This is a genomic window from Pseudomonas sp. Pme6b (assembly GCF_058129925.1).
Genome location: NZ_CM176704.1, coordinates 2,791,066 through 2,806,838, shown reverse-complemented (window position 1 = coordinate 2,806,838; position 15,773 = coordinate 2,791,066). Strand labels below are relative to the sequence as shown.

At 59.5% G+C, this 15,773-nt stretch carries 13 protein-coding genes and 1 pseudogene; 10 read left to right on the top strand and 4 right to left on the bottom strand.

The window, feature by feature from the left end:
* Positions 1–40: 40 nt before the first annotated feature.
* From AC4ANE_RS12755 to AC4ANE_RS12740, 4 genes are all read right to left on the bottom strand, one after another.
* The gene (locus AC4ANE_RS12755) at positions 41–1,207 is read right to left on the bottom strand and encodes an acetyltransferase domain-containing protein (RefSeq protein ID WP_002553850.1); all 1,167 of its coding nucleotides are present in this window, start codon (positions 1,205–1,207) and stop codon (positions 41–43) included.
* A 51-nt stretch (positions 1,208–1,258) separates the two neighbouring features.
* Entirely contained in the window at positions 1,259–1,819 is a 561-nt protein-coding gene (locus AC4ANE_RS12750; RefSeq protein ID WP_002553851.1) for a gamma carbonic anhydrase family protein, read from the bottom strand.
* 11 nt (positions 1,820–1,830) lie between these two features.
* Positions 1,831–2,736 carry a GTP cyclohydrolase FolE2 gene (folE2, locus tag AC4ANE_RS12745; protein ID WP_002553852.1) on the bottom strand — a complete coding sequence of 302 codons (906 nt, stop codon included), beginning with the start codon at positions 2,734–2,736 and terminating at the stop codon, positions 1,831–1,833.
* Between the two features lie 173 nt (positions 2,737–2,909).
* Positions 2,910–3,818, bottom strand: coding sequence for a LysR substrate-binding domain-containing protein (locus tag AC4ANE_RS12740; RefSeq protein ID WP_002553853.1), 909 nt, complete (start codon positions 3,816–3,818; stop codon positions 2,910–2,912).
* 205 nt (positions 3,819–4,023) lie between these two features.
* Between AC4ANE_RS12740 and AC4ANE_RS12735 the strand changes: the two genes are divergently transcribed.
* From AC4ANE_RS12735 to AC4ANE_RS12690, 10 genes and pseudogenes are all read left to right on the top strand, one after another.
* Positions 4,024–5,544, top strand: a complete 1,521-nt coding sequence (locus tag AC4ANE_RS12735) for an ABC transporter substrate-binding protein (RefSeq protein WP_031596833.1) — start codon at positions 4,024–4,026, stop codon at positions 5,542–5,544.
* Between the two features lie 102 nt (positions 5,545–5,646).
* Positions 5,647–6,564: an ABC transporter permease gene (locus AC4ANE_RS12730; protein WP_002553855.1), complete on the top strand. Its 918-nt coding sequence runs from the start codon at positions 5,647–5,649 to the stop codon at positions 6,562–6,564.
* A gap of 8 nt (positions 6,565–6,572) precedes the next feature.
* Positions 6,573–7,481 carry an ABC transporter permease gene (locus AC4ANE_RS12725; RefSeq protein ID WP_002553856.1) on the top strand — a complete coding sequence of 303 codons (909 nt, stop codon included), beginning with the start codon at positions 6,573–6,575 and terminating at the stop codon, positions 7,479–7,481.
* A 16-nt stretch (positions 7,482–7,497) separates the two neighbouring features.
* Entirely contained in the window at positions 7,498–8,499 is a 1,002-nt protein-coding gene (locus tag AC4ANE_RS12720; protein ID WP_002553857.1) for an ABC transporter ATP-binding protein, read from the top strand.
* Positions 8,496–9,509 (top strand): ABC transporter ATP-binding protein, encoded by a 1,014-nt coding sequence (locus AC4ANE_RS12715; protein WP_031596834.1) that lies wholly within the window; start codon positions 8,496–8,498, stop codon positions 9,507–9,509. The genes AC4ANE_RS12720 and AC4ANE_RS12715 overlap by 4 nt, the downstream gene beginning before the upstream one ends.
* Entirely contained in the window at positions 9,506–10,933 is a 1,428-nt protein-coding gene (locus AC4ANE_RS12710; protein ID WP_002553859.1) for a M20 family metallopeptidase, read from the top strand. Before AC4ANE_RS12715 ends, AC4ANE_RS12710 begins: the two co-directional genes overlap by 4 nt.
* Positions 10,930–11,936 (top strand): annotated as a pseudogene (locus AC4ANE_RS12705) (M20 family metallopeptidase). Before AC4ANE_RS12710 ends, AC4ANE_RS12705 begins: the two are co-directional and overlap by 4 nt.
* A gap of 118 nt (positions 11,937–12,054) precedes the next feature.
* The gene (locus AC4ANE_RS12700) at positions 12,055–13,578 is read left to right on the top strand and encodes an amidase (RefSeq protein ID WP_031596835.1); all 1,524 of its coding nucleotides are present in this window, start codon (positions 12,055–12,057) and stop codon (positions 13,576–13,578) included.
* Positions 13,579–13,925: 347 nt separating this feature from the next.
* Entirely contained in the window at positions 13,926–15,296 is a 1,371-nt protein-coding gene (locus AC4ANE_RS12695; protein ID WP_002553862.1) for a DUF6861 domain-containing protein, read from the top strand.
* Positions 15,296–15,769 (top strand): hypothetical protein, encoded by a 474-nt coding sequence (locus tag AC4ANE_RS12690; RefSeq protein WP_004665578.1) that lies wholly within the window; start codon positions 15,296–15,298, stop codon positions 15,767–15,769. Before AC4ANE_RS12695 ends, AC4ANE_RS12690 begins: the two co-directional genes overlap by 1 nt.
* Positions 15,770–15,773: the final 4 nt, after the last annotated feature.

Here is a 15,773-nt window from a genome sequence, read left to right as displayed (position 1 = left end):
CGGCAGCGGCGCGCCTGATGGCGCGCCGTGCCTACGGTGGTTACAGGTATTTCAACCAGCTGATATCGCGACGACGCGCCTTCAGCTCAGCGAACCAGCGCACGGCCGGAAACAGCAGCACCGCCAGTACCACCGAGGTCAGCCAGACACCCCATATGTGGTCGAAACCGAAGTATTTGCCCTGGTTGGTTCCCCAGATCGCTACGGCAATCAGGTACAGAATCTTCAGGACGTACAGGTGCAGCAGGTAGAAAAACATCGGTGCCGAGCCGAGCACCACCAAGGACCGCAACCAGCTTTTTTCCTGACTGCGTTCGAAGGCGATGAGAATCAGCAAACCGATCCCCAGCGTCAGGCTGATGAACAGCAACGACGGTGGGTATTTGGTGATGTTGAAGAAGCTCATGACCGTTTGCACACCGGTCTCGCCAACGCTCCACGGTTTTTCACCGTAGCCGTTGATCATGCGCAGGACCACAAAGCCCGACAGCGCTCCCCCACCCCACATCCACAGGTTTGCACGTCGTTTCGCCGCATCGTAACTACCGGCAAACCAAGGGCCTGCGGCGTAGCCCAGCGCGATAATGCCAATCCACGGCAATAACGGGTAAGAGGTACGGAAACGCAGGTTATCGGAGACCTCGATCCAGCCCCGATCATGCAGAATCGCCCACGGAATGTGCATGGCCGACTCGACACCAAAGTGCAGTGAGTCCAGCAGGTTATGCCCGGCAATGATCACCACGCCAATGACCACCAGCGCCCAGCGCGGCAGATACACCATCAGCGACAGCGCAACCATGCTCAGGCCGATGGCCCAGATCACTTGCAGGTAGATGATGGTCGGCGGGAACTGGAAGGTCCAGGCGAAGCTCACCAGGGTGAACTCCAAGGCAATCAGAAACAGCCCGCGCTTGAGCAGAAACGCCGACACGTCGGTCCTGCCCTGATATTTCTCGCCATACAGATACGCCGAAAGCCCGGTCAGCAGAACGAACAGCGGCGCACATAAATGCGCCAGTGTGCGACTGAAAAACAGGGCGGGTTCGGTGCTTGCGACCTCCATCGGGTCGAGGACCTGGCGGTGCAGGAAGAAGGTTTCCCGTACGTGGTCCAGCAGCATGAAGAGAATGATCAGCCCGCGCAGAGCATCGATAGAGCGCAGCCGTGATGCTGGCGCGCGGGTTGGTTGAACAACTGCTGTCATGAAAAATCCAGATCCGTAGCCGGAAGTGCAATGAGTCGATTGTGTTCTGTGTCAGAACTCGTTCTGAAGTGCCTTGTAGCCGCGCACCAGGTCAATGTTGGTGTGCGCCACGTCTTCGGAAAACTCCGAAGCCGAAATGCTCACCGGTGGGAATTGCGAAAGATCAGTATTAGGCCCGATCCGGGTGGTGGACGGCACGTAAAAATTCTCCGGCAAATCGCGACCGTCGACCACCGAGTTGTGTCTGACCACACTGCCTTTGCCGACCTGGCAGTTGAACAGCACGCTGTTGAAGCCGATGAACACCCGATCTCCGACTATGCAAGGTCCGTGCACGATGGAGCGGTGGGCAATCGAGGTGAACTCGCCGATGGTCACCGCAGCACCCGATTTGGAGTGAATCACCACGCCATCCTGAATATTGGAGTTGGCGCCGATGACAATCGGCTCCATGTCCCCTGTAGCGTCGACTTCGTCAGCGCGGATCACGGCATAGGGGCCGACAAACACGTTGTCCTTGATGATCACCTTGCCGCAGATGATCGCGGTTTTATCGATGTAAGCGGATTCGGCGATGACCGGCAGATGGCCGGAAGGATTTTTACGGATCACGGTATGAAGCCTCAGGACAGGTAGTTGGAAGTCTGGGCGGCCGCATCGTGCGGATGCAGGCTTTCGAAGTGACGCACACTGACGCTGGAGGCTGCATAGCGGCCTTCCAGCGCTTGCTGGACCTTGCGCGCGGCGTCTTCGACGTACATCAGATTCTGGCCGTTGAGCCGGGCGAATGCCTGCTCATCGGCACGCTTGACGGCGGTTTGTACCGGGGTGCCCAACGCCTGCTCGACCGCGTCGATCAGCGTCATCAGGCCCAGTTCGGTCGCCTGCTCTGCCACCCGCACCTGGACGGTAGCCACGCTGCGCTGGCTGTGCGGCGTGGCGAACGAGGCGTTCTCGCGCAGCCAGGTCGCAACCTGCATCGGGTCGACAAACGACTGCCTGCCAAAGCGTGCCGTAAAAGCCCCTTCCAGCAGTTGTCGAGACAGTGCAGCCGAGCACGGGCAGGTAGACGAATAAGTGATGTCGGCTGAAACGTCGAGGCACAAACGACCGGCGCGCCATGTGGCGTCAAGCTTCACCGGGTAGGATTTCCAGCCACTGAGCCCTTCGGTAATCAACGCCGGGCGACGGCACAGCAGATTGAAGCTCAGGGTGAGCCGGGCGCGGCTGGAATGGCAGTCCAGGTGACTTTCGACCATGGCTTCCATCAGCGCACCCAGCGTATCGGGGCTCAGTATCTGGTGCTCGGCATACCTGTCGAGGAGCCGGTAGAGCCGCGACATATGGATACCTTTGACACTCGGATCGGCCAGATCGACTTGCAGATCGACATGCGCATGGACCGGGTGCCGGACGCCCGCTTCGGCCAGCCTGACAGGCACTTCGACGACCTGCATGCCGACCCAGTCAAGTGAAACCAGGGCCGAGGAAACTTCCGTCAGGGCAACGTCTGGGAGGGGGTTGTTCATGTGCGTCAGTCGTCTCTTTGGCGAACCTCGCCGAGGGGCGAAGCCTGATGTTGGCGGTTCACGGCCGCACAGAGTGCAGCCGCAAATTCGTTACACTATAACATCATGCTTATGGACTTCATCAACCAAACGCTACCAGCCCGTTAAAGCGCACCACCGACGCCACCTGCGTGTCAGGTCTTTGCCAGCTCCTCGATCAGAAAATCCCGAAAGGCCGCAACCGCTGCGGGCAGGTTGCGTCCGGCCATGCTTTGCAGTTCGATACGACGCGCCTTCATGCCTTCGTCGCTGATCGGCAGCGACTTGAGCTGTTTTTCGTGTGCGCGCTTGTCCAGCGTCATCTCGCTGGACAGGCTGATACCGCCCTCCTCACGCACAAACCGCAGTAGCGCGCCAATGTAATTGCTGGTCAGCACCGGATCGAACAGCAGGCCCTGCACCCCGCAACAGATGTCGAACAACTGGCGCAAGGTCGTGTCGGGATTGGTCAGGGCGATGGCATAGGGTTGCAGCTCGGCCAGCGAGACTTCGGTGCGTGAGGCCAGCGGATGGTTATGACTGACCACCGCGCAGATCGCGCCGCTGTGAATGTGCTCGACCTTGATTTCGTTCTGCGGTGTCAGGCTGAAGGTCAGACACAGGTCCGCATCCCCGGAGCGCACCCGCTCGGTGGCCTGGGCCGGCGCGCAGACCTCCATCGAGAAATGAATGCCTTGATACAGCCGCCGGAATCGCGCAATGCACCGTGGCAGGAAATCCAGGGCAAAGCCTTCCGAGCAGGCAAGTCGTACATGACCACGCTGCAAGCCTTGCAGCTCGGTGATTTCCAGTACGACCTGCTCGGCTTCCAGCTGTGATTTGCGCGCATAGGCTGCCAGACGGATACCCGCCTCGCTAAGCATCATGCCGCGTGCCTGGCGCTCGAACAGCACGGCATCCAGCTCGCGCTCCAGCTTGCTGATCTGCCGACTGACTGCCGAGGACGCGACATTGAGCCGTATCGACGCCTCGCTGATCGACCCGCAACGCGCCACTTCAAGGAAGTAGCGCAACGCGGTGGACTGTACGCCGTAGAGTTGCATCGCGGCTCCTGCGTTGCCTTTTCGGCAATGAAAGGTTCGAAATATTGTGCTTGTGGCATTGATACGCTTTGCCTAGAGTCATGTCGAGGCGCAACATCAATACAACGCAATCAAAAGAACACTGCAGCCTCGTTTCTCCCCTCTTCTCGCATTTGCGACCCCACTGCCCTTTGATACATCCACTTTGCCTTTTGGAGACGACGGCATGGGAATCAAGGGTTTCGCTCGCAGCATCGCGCTATTGAGCCTGTTCAGCAGTTTTTCCGCCCTGGCTGGCAAGGCCGACGACACACTGGTCTACGCCTCCGACAGCGAACCGGAGAACATCAGCCCCTATCACAACGACCTGCGCGAGGGAGTGATTCTCGGTCGCCTGATCTGGGACAACCTGGTCTATCGCAACCCGGACAATGGCGAGTACCAACCCATGCTCGCCACCAGCTGGAAGCAGGTCGACGACACCACCATCGATTTCCAGCTGCGCGAGGGCGTGAAGTTTCACAACGGTGATCCGTTCACGGCAGATGACGTGGTATTTACCCTCAATTACGTGGTATCGCCCGAATCCAAGGTGGTCACGGTACAAAACGTCGACTGGATCAAGAGTGCCGAAAAACTGGGTGACTACAGCGTGCGCCTGCACCTGAAAAAGCCTTTCCCGCCTGCGCTGGAATACCTTTCCAACGCTGTGCCGATGTTCCCGAAAAAGTATTTCGAAGAAGTCGGGATGGCAGGCTTCAGCCGTAAACCGATTGGCACGGGGCCTTACAAGGTGACGGCCATTGCTACCGGTGAAGGCGTGAAGATGGACAAGAACCCGGATTACTTTCAGGGCAGCCCACAGGGCCAGCCGAAGATCGCTCACATCAATTTTCGCGTGATTGCCGATGCTGAAACACGTCTGGCCGAGCTGATGACCGGTGGCATCGACTGGACCTGGCGCGTAGCGCCGGATCAGGCCGAAAACCTCAAAGCCATGCCCAACCTGGTGGTCACCAGCGGCGCGACCATGCGTATCGGCTTTCTGATTCTGGATGCGCGCGGCACCTCCAGCGCCGACTCGCCGATGAAGCACCTGAAAGTACGCCAGGCAATCAACTATGCGATCAACCGTGACGGTCTGGCCTCGCAACTGGTCGGTGGTGAAAGCAAACCATTGCAGGTCGCCTGCTACCCCGGTCAGTTCGGTTGCGACACCACGGCAGCCACGGTCTACAACTATGACCCGGCCAAGGCCAAGGCGCTGCTCAACGAAGCGGGTTACCCGAACGGCTTTGAAACCGAAATATTCGCCTACCGCGACCGCGACTACGTTGAAGCAATCATCGGCAACCTGCGTGCAGTCGGCATCAACGCCAAGCTGCGCTACCTCAAGTACGCGGCCCTGCGTGATCAGCAACGTGGCGGCAAAGTGCCAATGTCGTTTCAGGCCTGGGGCTCGTTCTCGATCCTCGATACCTCAGCCTCGGCCGGCACCTGGTTCAAGGGCAACCCGGACGACAACATCAAGGACCCGCAAGTCCAGGGCTGGCTGCAGACCGCCGACAATGCACTGGACCCGCAGGTGCGCAAGGACAATTACCGCAAGGCCTTGCAGCGCATCAGCGAACAGGCCTACTGGGCGCCGTTGTTCAACTACTCGATGAACTACGCCTATGTCTCGGACCTGAACTTCAAGCCTTACCCGGACGAGTTGCCGCGCTTCGTGCTGTCGAGCTGGAAATAAGCGCCTGACCAAGACCGTCGGCAAGCCTGGCTGTGAGGCGCATGACGCGCCTTGCAGTTGGGTCAGCCACCCCGTCATTCCCTGAACACAAGGTCACTTGCCATGTTCGGATTTCTCTTGCGCCGCCTGGGCATTGCCCTGTGCGTAGCGATTACCGTGTCGGTGATCAGCTTTTCCCTGCTGCACCTGTCAGGCGATCTGGCCACTGCCATCGGCGGGCCGGAAGCCACCAGCGAGCAGATCGAACAGATCCGGGTGCAGTACGGCCTCAACAAGCCGTTGGTTACGCAGTATTTCGAATGGCTGGCCGACGTGGTGCGTCTTGATCTGGGCGACTCGTTCTTCTTCCAGGAGTCGGTCTACAACCTGATCGCCTCGCGCCTGTCGATCACCCTCGGGCTGGGCGCAATGGCCCTGAGTATTGCGCTGCTGATCGCCATTCCGCTGGGTGTGCTGGCCGCCGTGAAACGCGACACGTGGATCGATCGCCTGGCACTGAGCATCGCGGTACTGGGTCAGGCCATGCCGAGTTTCTGGTTCGCGCTGATGCTGATCGTGGTGTTCTCGGTCACCCTGAAATGGCTGCCGGTGTCGGGCAACTCGACCTGGGCGCACTTCGTCATGCCTGCCATCGCGCTGGGTTATTACGCCACACCGGCGATCATGCGCCTGACTCGCGCCGGCATGCTCGACGTGCTCAATTCCGATTACATCCGCACCGCGCGTGCCAAGGGCTTGCGCCCCGCCACCGTGCTGTTCAAGCATGCGTTGCGCAACGCGTTGATCCCGGTGGTGGCACTGGCCGCCGTGGAGTTCGGCTTCATGCTTGGCGGCTCGGTGGTCATCGAGACGGTTTTCTCGCTGCAGGGCATTGGCCAGTTGGCCTGGGACGCGATTGCCCGTGACGACTTCCCGGTGGTGCAGGCGGTCGTGCTGTTGATCGCGGTGATCTACATCGTCCTCACCCTGCTGGCCGACGTGCTCAACGCACTGCTCGACCCGCGCATCCGCGTGAAATAGGAGGCCCCATGAGCACAACCACTTCATCGCCGCTGCTGATCAACGATTACCAGCCTCCGGCGCGCAGCGTCTGGCGCACATTACGCAGCAGCTTCGCGCACCGCGGTTTTGCCATCGGCGCGGTGTTGTTGCTGATCATCCTGTTCGGCGCACTGTTCGCCCCCTGGCTGGCCCCCTACGACCCTTACACGCAGGATGTAATGCTGCGCATGAAACCACCGGTATGGATGGCCAACGGCACCTGGGACTATGTGCTGGGCACCGACAAACTGGGCCGCGATTACTTGTCACGCCTGCTGTACGGCGCACGCATCTCGCTATTCATCGGTTTCTCGGCGGCGCTCATCTCTGGCGTCATCGGCACCATCATGGGCCTGCTGGCCGGCTACTTCGGCGGCAAGACCGACGCTGTGATCAGCTACCTGATCACCACGCGCCTGGCAATGCCAGTGGTGATGATCGCACTGGCCTCCGCATCGCTGATCGGTGGTTCGCTGAAAGTGGTGATCGTGCTGCTTGGCTGCCTGCTCTGGGACCGCTTTGCCGTGGTGGTCCGCGCTGCTGTGCAGCAGATCCGCGACGCTGAATACGTTGCCTCGGCCCAGGCGCTGGGCTGCTCGACGCTACGCATTCTGGCCAGCGAAATCCTGCCCAATCTGGTCGGCGCGCTGATCGTTGTCGCTACCCTGGAAATGGCTCACGCGATCCTCCTCGAGTCGGCACTGTCGTTCCTCGGGGTCGGCGTACAGCCACCGATTCCGTCCTGGGGACTGATGATCGCCGAAGGCAAACCGTACATGTTCTTTTCCCCTTGGGTTATCGCGATTCCCGGCATCGCCCTGATGGTGCTGGTGCTGGGCATCAACCTGGTCGGCGACGGCCTGCGCGATCTGATCCTGCCCGACGGGCGCAACTAACAGAGGAGATACGCGCATGGCCCTGTTACAGGTTGAAAACCTGCGTGTCGAGATTCCTCTCGGCCAAGACACGCTCCACGCAGTGCGCGGCCTGGATTTTCAGGTCGAGCGCGGCGAAATGCTGTGCATCGTCGGCGAGTCCGGCTGCGGCAAATCCCTGACTTCGCTGGCACTCATGGACCTGCTGCCGCGCAAGGCCCGGCGTACCGCAACGACACTGAGCCTGGACGGCATCGACATGCTGACCCAGAGCGAGCGGCAGATGTGCGACCTGCGCGGCAACCGCCTGGCGATGATCTTTCAGGAGCCGATGACCTCGCTGAACCCAGCCTACAGCATCGGCGATCAGCTCAGCGAAGTGCTCACCCGACACCGCAAGGTGTCCCGCAAGGAGGCCCTGCAGCGCGCCGCGCAGATGCTCGAAAAAGTCGGGATCAGCAACGCCAGCGAACGCCTGCGTCAGTACCCGCATCAATTGTCGGGCGGCATGCGCCAGCGGGTGATCATCGCCATGGCACTGATGTGCGAACCGGACGTGATCATCGCCGACGAGCCGACCACCGCACTGGACGTGACCATTCAGGCACAGATCCTGCGCCTGATCCGCGACATTCAGAAGGAGCTGGGTCTGGCCGTGATCTTCATCACCCACGACCTGGGGCTGGTAGCACGTATCGCCGACCGGGTTGCGGTGATGTACGCCGGACAGATCGTCGAAACCGCCCCGGCCATCGAGTTGTTCGAGAACCCGCAACACCCCTATACCCGCGGCTTGCTGGCGAGCATACCGATCCCCGGGCGCACCCAGCCAGGCCAGCCGCTGGGTTCGATTCCGGGGCTGGTGCCCAGCCTGGTGGGCGAGCAACATGGCTGTGCATTTCGCAATCGCTGCTCGCTGGCAATCCCGGCCTGCGCCGAAGACGTGCCGCCAATCAATAGCCAGGACCACATGACCCGCTGCCTGTTTGCTTCAACGGGCGAAGAAACTGTATTGCACCGTGAGGGCATGACGTCATGAATAATCAGGCCCTTAACACGAGCGCCAAAAAAGACATTGCTCTGGAGCTGTGCGACATCCGTCGCGAATTCAGCATCAGCCGTGGCTTTTTCAAACCCAATGCGACTTTGAAAGCAGTCGACGGTGTGTCACTGCGCCTGATGCGCGGCGAAACCCTCGGGCTGGTCGGCGAATCGGGATGCGGCAAGAGCACCCTGGCCAAGATGCTGCTGGGCCTGCTCGCGCCCAGCAGCGGCGATGTGCTGGTCAACGGCAAACACCTCGCCGGAACCGACCGCAAGGAGATGGCACGGCGCATCCAGCCGATCTTTCAGGATCCTTACTCGTCGCTCAACCCGCGCAAGACCCTGCGCGAAATCGTCACTCTGCCGCTGATCGTGCATGACATCGGCACCCATACCGAACGTCGCCAGCGTGCCGAGGCGATGATGGACGTGGTCGGCTTGCCCAAGCGCGTGATCGACAGTTACCCGAGCCAGCTTTCCGGTGGCCAGCGCCAGCGGGTAGCGATTGCGAGGGCCCTGGTGATGCGCCCGGATGTGTTGATTTGCGACGAGCCGACCTCGGCGCTGGACGTTTCGGTGCAGGCGCAAATTCTTAATCTGCTACAGGACCTGAAACAGGAATTCGGCCTGACGTACCTGCTGATCAGCCACAACCTGGCCGTCATCGAACACCTCGCCGACCGCGTCGCGGTGATGTACCTGGGGCGGATTGTCGAAGAGCGCAGCCGCGAATCGCTGTTCGCCAGACCCGGTCATCCCTACACCCAGGCGTTGCTGGACTCGGTACTGACCCCTGACCCGCATCTGGGCATTCCCGATCTGGGTTTGCACGGGACCTTCCCCAACCCTATGTCGCCGCCATCCGGCTGTGCCTTTCACCCGCGCTGCCCGGCCTGCATGGCGGTGTGCAAGGAGAAGTCTCCGGTGATTGGCCGCATGGAAGGCGGAACCGTGCGCTGCCACTTGCGCGACACCTCGAAAACCCTGGAGCTGATGCCCTCATGAGTAGCCGTTCGCACGCCATCGAAAACGTCACTGAACAGTTCGACAACGGCGCATTTTTCGCCCTGCTTGGCGAAAGCGTCGCCTATCCGACCCAGAGCCAGGAGGCCGAGAGCCTGCCGGAGCTTTATCGCTATCTGCACGAATTCATTACACCGCATGTAGAGCGTTTAGGCTTCAGCGTGGCGGTGCATGACAACCCGGTCGCCGGGCGTGGCCCCCTTATGATCGCGACCCGTATCGAAGACCCGGCCCTGCCGACCCTGCTCAGTTATGGTCATGGCGATGTGGTTCGCGGTTATGACGCGCAGTGGCAACCGGGCTTGTCGCCGTGGCAGGTCATCGAACGTGGCGAACGCTGGTACGGACGTGGCACTGCGGACAACAAGGGCCAGCACCTGATCAACCTGACCGCTCTGGAGCAGACCCTCAAGGCACGCGACGGCAAGCTGGGTTTCAACGTCAAACTGCTGCTGGAAATGGGCGAAGAAGACGGCTCGCCGGGTCTTGGCGCGTTCTGCCGGGCCCACGCAGAAGAACTCGCCGCAGACATTTTCATCGCCTCCGACGGCCCACGCCTGGCAGCGGCGCGCCCTACCCTGTTTCTTGGCTCGCGCGGGGTGTTCAACTTCGAGCTGACGGTGAACCTGCGTGAAGGCGCGCACCATTCCGGCAACTGGGGCGGGCTGCTGGCCAACCCAGGCATCATTCTGGCCAACGCAATTGCCAGCATGGTCGATGCGCATGGCCGCGTGAAAGTCGCGGGCCTGATGCCGACAGCAATTCCCGATGCCGTGCGCACTGCGCTGGCGGATATCGAGGTCGGCGGCGGCCCCGGCGACCCGGACATCGACGCTGGCTGGGGCGACCCGGCACTGTCGCTCAGCGAAAAAGTCTTTGGCTGGAACACCCTCGACGTGCTCGCCTTCAAGACCGGCAACCCGGACGCCCCGGTACACGCCATTCCCGGCAAGGCTCACGCGTTGTGTCACATTCGCTTTGTGGTCGACAGTGATTACAACGCGTTCATCCCCGCGGTGCGCGCGCACCTGGATGCCCATGGCTTCGATCGTGTCGAGGTCAGACAAACGCGCATGGACGTGATGCACGCCACGCGCCTGTCACCGGACAGCCCGTGGGTCGGCTGGGCGCTGGATTCGCTGGCCGCCACCACGGGCAAGAAACCCGCGCTGCTGCCCAATCTGGGCGGTTCGCTGCCCAATGACGTATTCGCTGAAGTGCTGGGCCTGCCGACGGTCTGGGTGCCACACTCATACCCGGCGTGCTCGCAGCATGCACCTGACGAGCACTTGCTGGCTCCGGTGGTCAAGGAGAGCCTGCAAATCATGGCCGGACTGTTCTGGGACCTGGGCACGGACGGCGCACGACTGACCCGGGAGCAGCGGGCACAGGAGCTGAGTGAATGAATGAGGCACAACTGCACGCCACCGCGTGGCTGGCCGAGCAATATGAGGCGATGTGCTGCTGGCTGAATTGCCAGGCGGCCCCGGCAAGCCGGTGCTGCTGCTCGGCCATCGCGACACGGTATTTCCCAAAGGCACCACGTCCACTCGCGGCTATACCAAAGATGCCGAACTGGCTTATGGCCCTGGCGTGGCGGATATGAAAGGCGGACTGGTGCTGAACTGCTTTGCGCTGAAAGCGTTGAAGCGCATCGGCCCGCTGCCATTTCCGGTACAGATCCTCTATACCGGAGACGAAGAAATCGGCTCCGCCAGCGCTCGTGTTCACATCGAAAAGTATGCCCGTCAGGCCCGCGCGGTGCTCAACCCGGAACCGGGACGCGCCAGCGGCAACGTGGTCAGTGCCCGCAAAGGCGGTGCCACGCTGATCATTGAAGTCAGCGGCCGTGCGGCGCATTCCGGGGTCAATCACGCCGACGGTGCCAGCGCGATTCAGGCGCTGGCGCACAAGGTGATCAAGCTGCATGCGTTGACCGACTATGCAGCGGGCATTACCACCAACGTCGGCTTGATCTCAGGCGGCACCTCCAGCAACACCGTTGCACCCAGCGCGACGGCGAAACTCGACGGGCGCTTTGTCGAACTGCGCCAATGGGATGAAATTCTCGCCGCCGTCCAGGCCATCGTCGCCGAAGAGGAACTGCCCGGCACATCGGCCAGACTGCTGGAAGCCACGACCTTCCTGCCCATGGAAGCCCGGCACAGCACTGAACTGTTGAGTATCTATCAGGGGCTTGCGCAGGAACTGGGTTTCAGCGCGGAAGGTGAGTTCACCGGGGGCTGCGCCGACTCTGGTTTCACCGCCAGCCTGGGCATCCCTACCCTGTGCGGTCTCGGCCCGGTCGGCGGCAAGGTACACACCGACCGTGAATATCTGGAGCTTGATACCCTGGTGCCCAGAGGCCAGGCGCTGGTGGCGACGATATTGGCGCTGGGGGATGTTTGAAGAGACTGCCCACGTGCTGTGCCCGACCTGGAAAAAGAGGCGCGACGCAGATGTGTGACGCAGAGCGTCACGAAATGCATTCCCACGCGGTGAACGATTACATTCGGGAGAACACTCCATGCAAAACCCATCCGGGCTGCTCGGCAAATCCGCCACCGAACTGCGTGCGCTGATCGGCAACAAACAGATCTCGCCAGTGGAATTGCTCGACGCCTGTATCGAGCGGATTGAAACCCTCAATCCGAAAATCAATGCGTTCGCCGCCACCTGTTTCAAGCGCGCCCGCGACGAGGCGCTGCTGGCCGAGCATGCAGTCCTGCAAGGCAAACCGCTGGGGCTGCTGCATGGCCTGCCAATCGGCATCAAGGATCTGGAAGAAACTGCCGGGGTACTCACCACTTACGGCTCACAATTGTTCCGCGACAACATCCCCGCGCAGGACAACCTGTTCGTCGCCCGCCTGCGTGCTGCCGGGGTAATCGTCGTCGGCAAGACCAATGTCCCGGAACTCGGCGCCGGAGCCAACACCCGCAACGTAGTGTGGGGCGCGACCGGCAACCCGTTCAATCCGGAACTCAACGCAGGCGGTTCCTCGGGTGGTTCAGCCGCCGCATTGGCTGTGGACATGGTGCCGTTGTGCAGCGGTTCAGATACCGGTGGCTCGTTGCGCATTCCCGCAGCACTGTGCGGCATCGTCGGCCTGCGACCTTCACCCGGCTTGGTACCGAGCGAACGCAAAAAACTCGGCTGGACGCCGATTTCCGTTGTTGGCCCGATGGGTCGCAATGTCGCCGACACGCTGCTGCAACTGCGCGCCAGCGCCGGGCTGGGGCAGTCCGATCCGTTGAGCTATGCCATTGCCGATGACGAATTTGCACCACGCACCGTCGACCTCAGCCAACTGCGGGTCGGCTATAGCGAAGACTTCGGCGCGTGCGCAGTCGATGACACAATCCGTGCCGTTTTCCGGGAAAAAATCAACGCACTGAAGCCGCTCTTCAAATCCTGCGAAGCCATCGACCTGAATCTGGGCAGCGCCCATCACACCTTCGACGTACTGCGTGCCGAAGCCTTCGTTGCCGGGTTGCAGGACGCCCACGACCGCGATCCTGATGCGTTGGGACCCAACACCCGCGCCAACTTTGAGATGGGCGCCGCCATGTCGCTGCAGGACTGCGTAAAGGCACATGGCGAGCAGAGCCGGATCTTCCGCGGTTTCCAGAAGCAATTCGAACACTACGACCTGATCCTCGCGCCGACCACACCAGTCTCGCCCTTCCCCTGGAGCGAACTGTACCTGCGCGAAGTCAACGGCGTGCCACTGGACAATTACTATCGCTGGCTGGCGCTGTGCTACACCATCACCCTGACCACCAACCCGGCACTGTCCCTGCCCTGCGGCACCGACCACAACGGCATGCCGTTCGGGCTTCAGGTGATCGGCGGGTTTCGCGGCGACGCAAAACTGCTCGCCTGCGCCGAAGCGCTCGAACAGGCGACGGAGAATGACCCACGTTTGTCCCGGCCACGCCCGGACCTGCAAAAACTGCTGGCCTCGGCAGTCGACCTGACGCACATCGTCACGCATCCACCGGTTTATGGCGGGTCGAGAACGGGCAAGCCGGAGATTGGTGCGATGTAGTTGGGGATGTGTGAAGGAGCAAGACCAATACCAGGCGTTCAACAAACGTGCCGCACTTCACTTTTTAGCGATCAACTTAGCGATCAACCAAAAAAACTTTCAAACCACAGCGGTGAGAAAAAGCGCCGGGAATTCAATGCGTCACCTAGCTATCACAGTCGTGAACATCCAACTGCTATCTCATTGACATCATTGCGATCGTCGCACAAATGAGAAAAATGGCAGTATCTGAGATCGAATTGGCATGCCAGACGGTCAGGCAAAGGTTACCTCTAGCGCAGGCTGTAGTCCGATGACTCAAGGATCGAGAATCGGAATTTACTCTTTTCAAGGACAGAGATGAATAAATGGATCTTTTAGCCAACGTCCCCAAATGGGAAGACATCGAGCGAACCCTCGATAACAAATTCAACCATCTGAATCAGTCTTTCGATCAAGGCTGGGAAAGCGCTTTCGATGGTTGGAACGGTTTCACTCGGCGAGTCAGTAACGAGGCCACACTGGCATTCGGCAGTATCGGCGGAAACCGCATTGAGTCGGTGAAGCTGGCGATGTCCAAGTCTTACCCAATCATCCAGCTGAATCTGATGCGCAAGTGGGCTTCCATAGACATTACGGAAATACTTCCTGTCTTGCTGCAACTGGTAAAAGAGGTCGCCATGATCATGGGCGGCAGCGTAGCCGTAGGAACTCTTGTTGGTGGTGCGGCTGGATCGCTAGCATTTGGGGCGGGCGCTGTACCAGGGGCCATAGCAGGCAGCGGCATAGGCTTACAGGTCGGCAACCTAATTCTGCTGGGCATGGGGCTTTCAGCCATTGCCGAGTACTTTTATCAAGGGCTCCCTGCCTGTCTTGCAACTCTCTATGAAGGCATTGTGACTGCCTGGAATGCAGAGGAAGGTGTCAAACCGCCGGGTCTTGATCCCACAGGAGCCTCCGCGTGGTTGATTGATGAGCGTATAGATGCTGCCGCGCGGCAACTCGCAAAAGGTCAGGAGCAATTGGTCATGCTCCTGCTGACTGCCATCGTCACCTACATCACGCGAGGTCAGGTCAAAGCAGGGATCGTAGGCAGTCTGGACGGCATCGCCGCAAGAAGCGCGAAGCTTCAAGCAGACATGACCAACAAGCAAATTGCGGGTTGGTTGGCTCGGAATGAGCAGAAGTTGCTGGCTCATCCTGAGTTGCGGAGGAGTGAGCCTTCACCGCTCCGGGGAGTAATGGACACCCAAGAGCCGCCAACTACACCCTCGCCATCTAATCGGCCAGGTGCAAAAAAAGAATCCAACGACGTGGCAAATACCTCATCAAAACCAGAGTGGCTGCAGCGACTCGATGCAGGTAACGAGTTTAATAGAGTTCAATCAAAAAATTACCCCTACAATGAGGTCTACATACAGAGGCCTGACGGCAATGGCTATTACCGACTAGATTCATACAACCCAACAACTGGGGAAATCATATCACGTAAATTAACTCAATTTTCAAAAATATCTGAACCCACCGCCAAAAGCTATATAAATGAAGCAATATCAAAGTACCCGAGCGGCTCTACTATAGCGAATGTTCCATCCAGTGGCTCTTTGGCAGGACAAAAATTACAGGGCGCTTTGATACTGGAAGTTCCACCTCAAACAGGTATAATACCCCAAACTATTTTAGACTCTGCAGACAAAGCAGGAGTTTTAATTAGAGATATCAACGGAAAGGTGTATTGATGAGTCCTTCTATTTTTTATTGCAAGTCCTGGTTCCGCCTTAAGCATCGTGCAATCGACCCTATGGACGAGGCTACCGCCAACGCTTTGCATTTGGCTAAAAAGCCTTATACAGCGTTGATAGGCTCAGACTCTAAACCAGCTTGTTTCGTAGAAATGATTTTAGACAAGAACATGGTGGGCGTTGGATTTCTGGATGACCATCAGCGCGAATACCTTACCTATCAGTTTCAATGCCTGGATTCAGAAACGCTTTTCCTCACGATGGCAACCCATCGTGAATTTGATGACGCTGGGAAAATCTCAGTTGGAACCAGCTACATCTTCAAAGAAAGCGGCGAGCTTTTGATTCGTCGGGAGCAGCTAAACCCACATAAGCTTGAGGAAGCCAAATCGCATTTCGAGCCTAAAGACAATTACGAAAAAATCCCCGAGTTCGGCGATTACTCAAACGTAACCAAAGTCAACAGATGAGCGT